Here is a 10,329-nt window from a genome sequence, read left to right on the forward strand (position 1 = left end):
GTCTTTTTTTTATGTGTCTATTTTTGGACACTATGCCCCTCAACTACAGTCATATCCATGGCTAACTAAATATAAATGTTGTATAATACCAATTGCTATTAAATATTAATATAGGAGATTCTATGGGAAAAGAATTATTTAACCCCCATTTAAACAAGTTTTCGATTCGAAAATTAAATGTCGGAGTTTGCTCGGTATTATTATCTACCGTTTTCCTTTTAGGTACTGCGGCTACGGTCAATGCAGATGAAACTGCCAGCGGATCTGTAGATGATAATATCTCACTGCCAGAAAAACCGACGGACTCTGCTATGAGTCAGCCAGTTAGTCAGCCTGCTCTTGAGAATACAGCAACATCTGCTGTTTCTGAAACAGCTAACTCAGAAGCAAGTGCTGATCAAAATCAGCTGGTAAGTCCAGATGCTGCCCCAGAGCAAGCGACACCTGAAAAGGCACAAGAAGCTAATCAAACAGCTGAGACCTCTAATGAAGCCAGACCAGCTGAAGCTAGTCGGACGCGCTCTTATTCAGTGCAATATACGCCAAAACCAAGTTCTGCGGCTATGCCAAGGTCTGATCGTAATGGCCAGCCAATGGAGGCAGGAACATCATTCCGTACAGCCAGTCCTGCTGGTCAAGCTAGCTCTGCTATACAAGATGCAACACCTAATCCTACAGTTTCTAAACCAACACTGGAAGAATCAGTGAGGAAACGCTCTGATGAGTTGATGAAGCAGGTGAACTGGCTAGATTTTGGTGATACTAAATCACTGAGAAATCTAGATAAAGACGGCTCCTTTAAAGTTGGAACAGTATATGAAAAGGAAATTTCGCCGGGCTATGTGGTCAAACTGACCGTAACGGAATTGAAACCTTTCTATGCGACAGAGATCTATCGTGATCGAGTAAAGGGAACTGAGTACGAAAACAGCTATGATCCCAATGCAAAAAATACTTGGCTTCAATATAACAATAGTAATAATTATGCTTATCAGTATTGGTATGGTGATGATTACCGTCCTAAAATTACTGGTGCTGCTCAGAATCAATATTCAGCTATTAAGTCAGAAGGAATTGATACTAAAGGGCGTAAGACCCAACTGCAGGTTCCTAAAGATGAAGCCAACTATGGTGTGAAGTTCAAAGTTGAAGCTAGATATCGTGGGAAGCCAGTTAAAGCAACCGTTGTCATGGCTGATGGAGAAGAGGCAAACCCTGGTGAGTATGCTATCTTTACAACCAATGGTAAGGGTTGGGAACATTTGGCCGAGTGGAAGCGTACAGTTACAGACGCAAATGGTGTGACTACTGAGATTACAGAAACCTACAAGCCAATGAAGCCTACTACAGAAGGCCAATTTATTGGAAATGACGGTACTGGGGTTCATTGGCAGGCCTATGTCAGTCCGGACCAAAAGACTGGCGGACTGGGAAGTCAAGTATTTGGACCGAACGTTTCTAGAAACAATACAATTCCGCTTGTCATGACACGTGGTGCATCAGAGGTTGGTATTTACATAGCTTCTTCTGGTCAGCAAGCTGCGATGATTGGTTTTATGGCAATCGATGAAGGTGATGCACCGGATTCTTATGGAAAAGCTATCCATGCTATTTCAAGATACAATGCAGAAACTGGCGGTCAAAATCCACAGCCATTCTTGGGCCGTGTTGCGGCTGATATTGATACCACATCTGGAAACAACTGGAAGCATGACGATCAGAATGATTTAGCCGATGAAGGTATTAATCAGCTCTTGTCTGATGATTTAGTCGGGAAAACCAATGGTCTCTTTCCAGTCAACCGTCTGCGTGACGGAGATTATTCTCTCCGCATCCATGCTTCGGCTAACGGATATGAAAAAGCCTATGTTCGTGCCTGGATTGACTTCAATAATAATGGTGTCTTTGACGAAGACGAAGCCAGTGAATTTCCCGAAGTAACAACTGCGGGAGATTATACTGTCAACTTTAAGAAGAATCCAGCCATGACCAATCCTGAACTTAGCAAGCTGGGAATGCGGGTTCGTATTGCCTTGAACAAGGGAGATATTGAAAAACCTACCGGAACTTCATTTAGTGGTGAGGTGGAAGACCTAGAAGTTGAACTGACCTATCCACCAAAAGGCGAGAAGAAGGAAAGTACTGGAATCCGTGATCAGAGACAGACAGCCACTCTTCATTTCACTCCGCAGGGGATTGCTCAAAATACTGAAAATAAGAGAGTAGCGATTGATACTACTAAAGCTCCGATTGTATTGGATGCGAGAGGAAATGCCCTGACTGCTGATGCAGCAGGCTGGTATAACACTGCTGAAGGCCGTTATAAAGTAACTGCAAACGTTGCTGATGTAGATGTGGTATATGAGCCTAAGGCGGGCTTTATCGGCACAGCCCAGGGAATTAACATCCGTCGTTTTGATACTAACGGCGCAAGTACAGATTGGATTGCCAAGAATCAGGCTGAAGCAGTCATCAATGACCAGCTCAACACCATGGATGGACGCTATGTACCAACTGTGCTCAATGTTCCTAAGTATGAAACAAAAGATGCTCAAGGACTAACGCAAGAAAAGACGCCTGTCTTTAATGATGGTGATGCTGGCAAAACTCCGGCAAATCCGACTGCAGCAAATCCAGTAAAATTTGTGAAAGCGGATGGAACGACTACAGATGATACTAGAGTTCCAGCTTTATCAAATGGTCGGGAAGTCGGTCGTTTTGAAGTCCAACCTGCAACAGGTAAGATTACTTTCAAACCAAACAAAAACTTTGTTGGGACTGTAGACCCTATTTCCGTTCAGCTGACTGATGGCAAAGGTATTCCGCACCAAGCTGTTTATCAGCCAAAGGTGACTCCTGTTAGACCATCTGCTCAAGGTGCCAGCAGCGAGGGCATTCAAGGTGCAGTTCAGACAGGGCAATTGACCTTCAATCCAGGCAATAATCGTGTGCCTATTGATAGCAAGAAGTTTCCAACATTTGATAATGGCAGCCAGACTAAAACAGTTGCTGGTGTTGGTACCTATCAGGTGGATAATCAAGGCTTAGTTACCTTCACTCCACTACCGACTTATACTGGACGGCCAGCGGCAGAGATTATCAAGCGAGTAGATGTCAATGGAACAGAAGTAACAGCTACCTATCAGGCTGATGTGAAAGCAGCAGCACCAAGTGCAACGAATGCTGAAACAAGTGGTGTACAAGGTCAAGTTCAGCGAGGAAAAGTCAGCTTCACAGAAGGTTCTGCGCAAGTCAACGGTCAAAAACAAACGGTGGCCTTTCCAGCTGGCTCAACTCCGCTCTTCGACAATGGTTCGACTGTTAAAGAAGTGCCTACTGTTGGTAAGTTTGAAGTGGATGAGGATGGAAATGTAACCTTTACTCCAGAGAAACAATTTAAAGGCCTTACGCCAGACATCAGGATTACTCGTACAGATAGGAATGGTAGCACAGCTACAGCTATCTACAAGGCGACAGTCACTGCTGTTACTCCAACAGGGACAAACATCACCAGCACTGGTAAACAAGGCCGTCCACAGACAGGTAAGCCAACCTTTTTCAGTGGCAACCCAGATGTACCACTGGATAATGATACTCCAGCGACTTTCGACGATGGAAGTAAGCGCAAGGTGGTTCCAAATGTCGGAATCTTTGAAGTGGCACCAGATGGATCTGTCACTTTCACACCAGACAAGCAATTTGTTGGCACACCAGATCCAGTTGTTGTTAAGCGAGTGGACAAAAATGGCACTCCTGTGACAGCTAAATATACGCCTACTGTTGAGAAAGTAACCCCAAGAGCAATAGGCGCTCAGACGAAAGGCCCTCAAGGCCAAGTTCAGAAAGGCAAGGTTACTTTTGAAGCAGGAAGTCCGCAAGTAGGCTTCCCAACCGACAGCACACCAGTCTTTGATACCGGCACGAATGTCAAAGAAATTGCCAAAGTCGGTAAGTTCGAAGTAGATGCGGAAGGCAATGTCACCTTCACGCCAATCAATACATTTGTCGGCAAAACTCCAGAAGTCGAACTCAGCCGTACAGATGTCAACGGTACAGTAGCTAAGGCCAAATATCGAGCGACTGTGACCGCTGTGACTCCGACAGGAACTGGAGATCAGACAGAAGGTCCGCAAGGCCAAGTTCAAAAGGGCCGTGTAACTTTTAAAGCTGGCGATCCAAAAGTAGGCTTCCCAGCCAACAGCACCCCAGTCTTTGACACAGGTACGAATGTCAAAGAAATTGCCAAAGTCGGTAGGTTTGAAGTAGATGCGGAGGGGAATGTCACCTTCACGCCAGACAAACAGTTCAAGGGTGAAACACCAGAAATTAGCATTTCTCGCAAAGATGAAAATGGTATTGCCGCGAAAGTAACTTATATCGCGACGGTCACATCAGTAACTCCAATGGGCACTAATGTAACTAGCACCGGTCCTCAGGGGATCCCGCAAACTGGTACCCCAACTTTCCAAGGTGGTGATCCACTGGTTCCGATTGATGAAGCAGTAGAGCCAACTTTCGAAGATGGCAGCAAGAAGAAGGATATTCCAGGTCAGGGAACTTACACCATCACTCTAGAGGGTGCAGTGACCTTCATGCCAGAGAAGCAGTTTGTAGGCAAGCCAGATTCAATTACCGTAAAACGTGTCGATAAGAATGGTACACCAGTCACTGCGACTTACAGTCCAGAGTTTACTAAGGTGACTCCAACTGGTACTGGTGATAAGACAGAAGGCTTGCAAGGTCAGATTCAAGAAGGTCATGTCACCTTCACGCCTGGTCATGCCTCTGTACCATTCCCAGCTGAAACAACTCCACTCTTTGACAATGGTTTGACTGTTAAAGAGATTCCAACCGTTGGTAAATTTGAAGTGGATGCCAATGGCAAGGTGACTTTCACGCCAGACAAGCAGTTTAAGGGAACCACTCCTGAGCTGACATTGGTTCGAGCTGATGTTAATGGCACTCCTGTCACCGTCAAATACCAAGCTGTAGTGAAAGAAGTGGTTCCAACGGGAACAAATATCACCAGCACTGGTGAGCAAGGCCGTCCACAAACAGGCAAGCCAAACTTCGTGAGCGGCACTCCGGGAGTTCCACTGGATAATGATACTCCGGCTACTTTCGACGACGGAAGCAAGCGCAAGGTTGTTCCAAATGTCGGTATCTTTGAAGTGGCACCAGACGGTTCTGTTACCTTTACCCCAGATAAGCAATATGTTGGAACACCAGACCCAGTCGTTGTTAAGCGAGTGGACAAGAATGGTACTCCGGTGACAGCCAAGTACACTCCAACAGTTGAAAAAGTGACTCCAAGAGCAACAGGTGCTCAGACAAAAGGGCCACAAGGTCAAGTTCAAAAAGGCAAGGTTACTTTTGAAGCAGGAAGTCCGCAAGTAGGCTTCCCAACCGACAGCACACCGGTATTTGATACTGGCACGAACGTCAAAGAAATTTCCAAGGTCGGTAAGTTCGAGGTTGATGCGGATGGTAATGTTACCTTCACACCAGTCAAATCGTTTGTTGGTAAGACACCAGAAGTTGAACTTAGCCGTACAGATGTCAATGGTACAGCAGCAAAAGCCAACTACCAAGCAACTGTGACAGCTGTTACTCCGACAGGTACTGGTGATAAGACAGAAGGATTACAAGGTCAGGTTCAAAAAGGTCATGTCGCCTTCACGCCAGGCCATGAATTAGTTCCATTCCCAGCAGGCTCGACTCCGCTATTTGGTAACGGAAAAAATATTAAAGAAGTACCAAATATCGGTAAGTTTGAAGTAGATGCTGATGGCACTGTGACCTTCACTCCAGACAAACAGTTTAAGGGTGAAACACCAGAATTAGGAATTATTCGTGTGGATGCCAACGGAACTCCAGTAACAGTTAAATACCAAGCGGTAGTGAAAGAAGTAACTCCAACAGCTACCACCGTTACGAGCACCGGTCCACAAGGTATCCCGCAAACAGGAACTCCAATCTTCAAAGCTGCGGACCCACTAGTTCCGATTGATGAAACAGTTGAGCCAACCTTTGCAGATGGAAGTAAGGAGAAGACCATTCCAGGTCAGGGAACTTACACCATCACTCCAGATGACGTAGTGACTTTCACGCCAGAGAAGCAGTTTGTAGGCACACCGGACCCAATCACAGTGAAGCGAGTGGACAAGAACGGCACTCCAGTGACGGCAACTTACAGTCCAGAGTTCACTAAAGTAACTCCAACAGGAACCGACGCGACTAGCACCGGTCCACAAGGCCGTCCACAAACTGGTACCCCAACCTTTGAGGGTGGAGATCCACTGGTTCCAATCGATGACACAGTAGAGCCAACCTTTGCAGATGGCAGCAAGGAAAAGAATATTCCAGGTCAAGGAACTTATACCATCACTCCGGATGGCGCAGTGACTTTCACGCCAGACAAGCAATTTGTAGGTAAACCAGATCCAGTCACCGTTAAGCGGATGGATAAGAATGGTACACCAGTGACAGCGACCTACAGTCCAGAGTTTACCAAGGTAACTCCAACAGGCACCGGTACTAAGACAGAAGGCTTGCAAGGTCAGGTTCAAGAAGGTCATGTTAGCTTCACTCCAGGCCATGATTCAGTTCCATTCCCGGCAGGTTCAACTCCATTATTCGATAATGGTACCGCAGTTAAAGAAGTGCCAAATGTTGGTAAGTTCGAAGTGGATGCGGATGGTAAGGTGACTTTCACTCCAGACAAGCCATTCAAGGGTGAAACGCCAGAACTTGAATTGACTCGTGTAGATGCCAACGGCACCCCTGTTACAGTTAAGTACCAAGCGGTAGTGAGAGAGGTAACTCCAACAGCTACTACGTCAACTAGCACTGGTCCACAAGGCCGACCACAAACGGGTAAACCAAACTTTGTCGGTGGCGACCCGAATGTACCACTGGATAATGATACTCCAGCGACTTTCGATGATGGAAGCAAACGCAAGGAAGTTCCAAATGTCGGTACCTTTGAAGTAGCACCAGATGGATCTGTCACTTTCACACCTGACAAGCAATTTGTTGGGACACCAGACCCAGTTGTTGTTAAGCGAGTAGATAAGAATGGTACACCAGTGACGGCTAAGTACACACCAACTGTTGAGAAAGTGACTCCGACGGCGAAAGGTGATCAGACAGAGGGGCTTCAAGGCCAAGTTCAAAAAGGAAAAGTTACTTTTGAACCAGGAAGTCCTCAAGTTGGTTTCCCAGAGAACAGCAGCCCAGTCTTTGACACTGGCACGAATGTGAAAGAAATTGCCAAAGTCGGTAAGTTGGAGGTTGATATGGAGGGTAATGTTACCTTTACTCCAGTCAAAACCTTTGTAGGCAAAACTCCAGAAATCGAACTCAGCCGTGCCGATGTCAATGGTACAGTGGCTAAGGCTAACTACCAAGCGACTGTGACTGCTGTTATTCCGACCGGTACAGGTGCCAAGACAGAAGGACTGCAAGGCCAAGTTCAAGAAGGTAAAGTAAGCTTCACCCCAGGTCATGACTCTGTTCCATTCCCAGCTGATTCAACTCCACTATTTGACAATGGTAAAACTGTGAAGGAAATGCCAAATGTTGGTAAGTTTGAAGTGGACGCAGATGGTAAGGTAACTTTCACTCCAGACAAACAATTCAAGGGTGAAACACCTGAACTCGAATTGACTCGTGTGGATGCCAATGGAACATCAGTAACCGTCAAGTACCAAGCGGTAGTGAAAGAGGTAACTCCAATAGGTACCACCTCAACTAGCACTGGCCCACAAGGCCGTCCACAAACTGGTAAACCAAACTTTGTTGGTGGCGACCCGAATGTACCACTGGATAATGATACTCCAGCGACTTTCGATGATGGAAGCAAACGCAAGGAAGTTCCAAATGTCGGAATCTTCGAAGTAACACCAGATGGATCTGTCACTTTCACACCGGACAAGCAATTTGTTGGAACACCAGACCCAGTTGTTGTTAAGCGAGTAGATAAGAATGGTACCCCAGTGACGGCTAAGTACACGCCTACTGTTGAGAAAGTGACCCCAATAGGAACTACCGCAACTAGCACTGGCCCACAAGGCCTTCCTCAAACTGGCACCCCAACCTTTGCAGGTGGTGATCCATTGGTTCCGATTGACGAAACAGTTGAGCCAAGCTTCGACGATGGTAGCAAGGAAAAGACCATTCCAGGTCAGGGAACTTACACCATTACTCCAGATGGCTCAGTGACCTTTACTCCAGACAAGCAGTTTGTAGGCACACCGGACCCAATCACTGTGAAACGAGTAGATAAAAATGGTACACCAGTGACTGCGACCTACAGTCCAGAGTTCACCAAGGTAACTCCAACAGGTACCGGCACTAAAACAGAAGGCTTGCAAGGCCAAGTTCAAGAAGGCAAAGTTACCTTCACTCCAGGCCATGATTCTGTTCCATTCCCAGCAGGTTCGACTCCGTTATTTGACAATGGTTCCACAGTTAAAGAAGTACCAAATATTGGAAAGTTTGAAGTGGACGCAGACGGCAAGGTTACTTTCACTCCAGACAAACAATTCAAGGGTGAAACGCCAGAACTTGAATTGACTCGCACTGATGTCAATGGTACCTCTGTTACAGTTAAGTACCAAGCGGTAGTCAAAGAGGTAACTCCAACAGGCACCACCGCAACGAGCACTGGCCCACAAGGTCTTCCGCAAACCGGCACTCCAACTTTCAAAGGTGCAGACCCACTAGTTCCGATCGATGAGACAGTTGAGCCAACCTTTGCAGATGGAAGCAAGAAGAAGACCATTCCAGGTCAAGGAACGTATACCATCACTCCGGATGGAGCAGTGACCTTCACCCCAGACAAACAATTTGTAGGCACACCGGACCCAATCACTGTGAAACGAGTAGATAAAAATGGTACACCAGTGACTGCGACCTACAGTCCAGAGTTCACCAAGGTAACTCCGACAGGTACTGGTACCAAGACAGAAGGTCTGCAAGGTCAGGTTCAAAAAGGTCAAGTGACTTTTACGCCAGGACATAAATTAGTTCCATTCCCAGCTGGTTCGACTCCACTCTTTGGTAACGGAAAGAATATTAAAGAAGTGCCAAATGTTGGTAAGTTCGAAGTAGATGCGGATAACAAGGTGACCTTCACCCCAATAAAACAATTCAAGGGTGAAACATCAGAACAGGGGTTAATTCGTTTAGACGCTAACGGAACTCCTGTTATTGTCAAATATCAAGCAATAGTGAAAGCAGTAGTCCCAACGGGTAAAGATGCTTCCTCTACAAATATCAAAGGCCATGTTCAAACTGGAAAACCTGTCTTCGAAGCAGGTGATCCATTGGTTCCAATTGATGAAACGATTGCGCCAACCTTTGAAGACGGCAGCAAGGAAAAGACTATTCCAGGTCAGGGAACATACACCATCGCACCAGACGGTACAGTCACCTTCACTCCAGAAGCTGATTTCCTTGGTAAGGGAACTGGTGTGACCCTTGTCCGTCGTGATAAGAATGGCAGCTCAGTGACAGCTCGTTATGTTCCTACCGTAGTTGAACCATCAACTAGCAAGGATAGTGTATCTAGTGGTCGCAAGGGTCAAGCTCAAACGGGCACGCCAACCTTTGAAGGGGCGATTGACCAGGCAGTAGCACCTACCTTTGCGGATGGCAGCACAGAGATGGTTGTCCCAGGAGAAGGAACTTATCGGTTCAATATGCTGGGGGCAGTGACTTTCGTACCGGAAGCAGACTTTGTCGGAACTGCTCGCGGAGTCGTCGTGAAGCGTATCGATATTTATGGCAATGCCGTGACAGCTACCTATACCCCAACTGTTTTGGGAAGTACTGCCACAGAAGATACCGGCAGCACGGGTCTCAAAGGCCAGCCGCAGACTGGTAAACCAATCTTTGAAGGGGATATTGATCCAACTGTTCCGCCAACCTTTGAGGATGGCAGTACCAAAAAGGTTGTTCTAGGTCAAGGTACTTACACGATTGCGCCAGATGGCACAGTGACCTTTGTACCGGAAACGGGCTTTGTCGGTCAAGCTGACGGCGTGACAGTGATTCGCAAAGACCGTAATGGTCAGACGATTTCAGCGGTTTACATTCCGACTGTGACAGAAAATCCTGTTCAGCCAGAGCGGACGATTACACCTGCACCGCCATCACTTTCTAAGAGTGCGGGTGCAAAATCCCTTCCTAAGACTGGTACAGAAGAAACCTCATACTTGGCAGCAAGCTTACTTGCGGGAGTATCAGGTTTAGGACTGATTGGTTTAGAGAAGAGAAAGAAAAAGTCTGAAGACTAAAAATTAAGAATTTAGGTTTCAGATACTA

At 46.5% G+C, this 10,329-nt stretch carries 1 protein-coding gene; it reads left to right on the forward strand.

The genetic code is table 11. The features are described 5' to 3' along the window. Positions 1-122: 122 nt before the first annotated feature. Positions 123-10,301 (forward strand): CshA/CshB family fibrillar adhesin-related protein, encoded by a 10,179-nt coding sequence (locus RSK81_RS04735; RefSeq protein WP_315687587.1) that lies wholly within the window; start codon positions 123-125, stop codon positions 10,299-10,301. Positions 10,302-10,329 lie beyond the last annotated feature (28 nt).

The sequence above is a fragment of the Streptococcus sp. DTU_2020_1000888_1_SI_GRL_NUU_041A genome (assembly GCF_032387735.1).
Lineage (GTDB): Bacteria > Bacillota > Bacilli > Lactobacillales > Streptococcaceae > Streptococcus > Streptococcus sanguinis.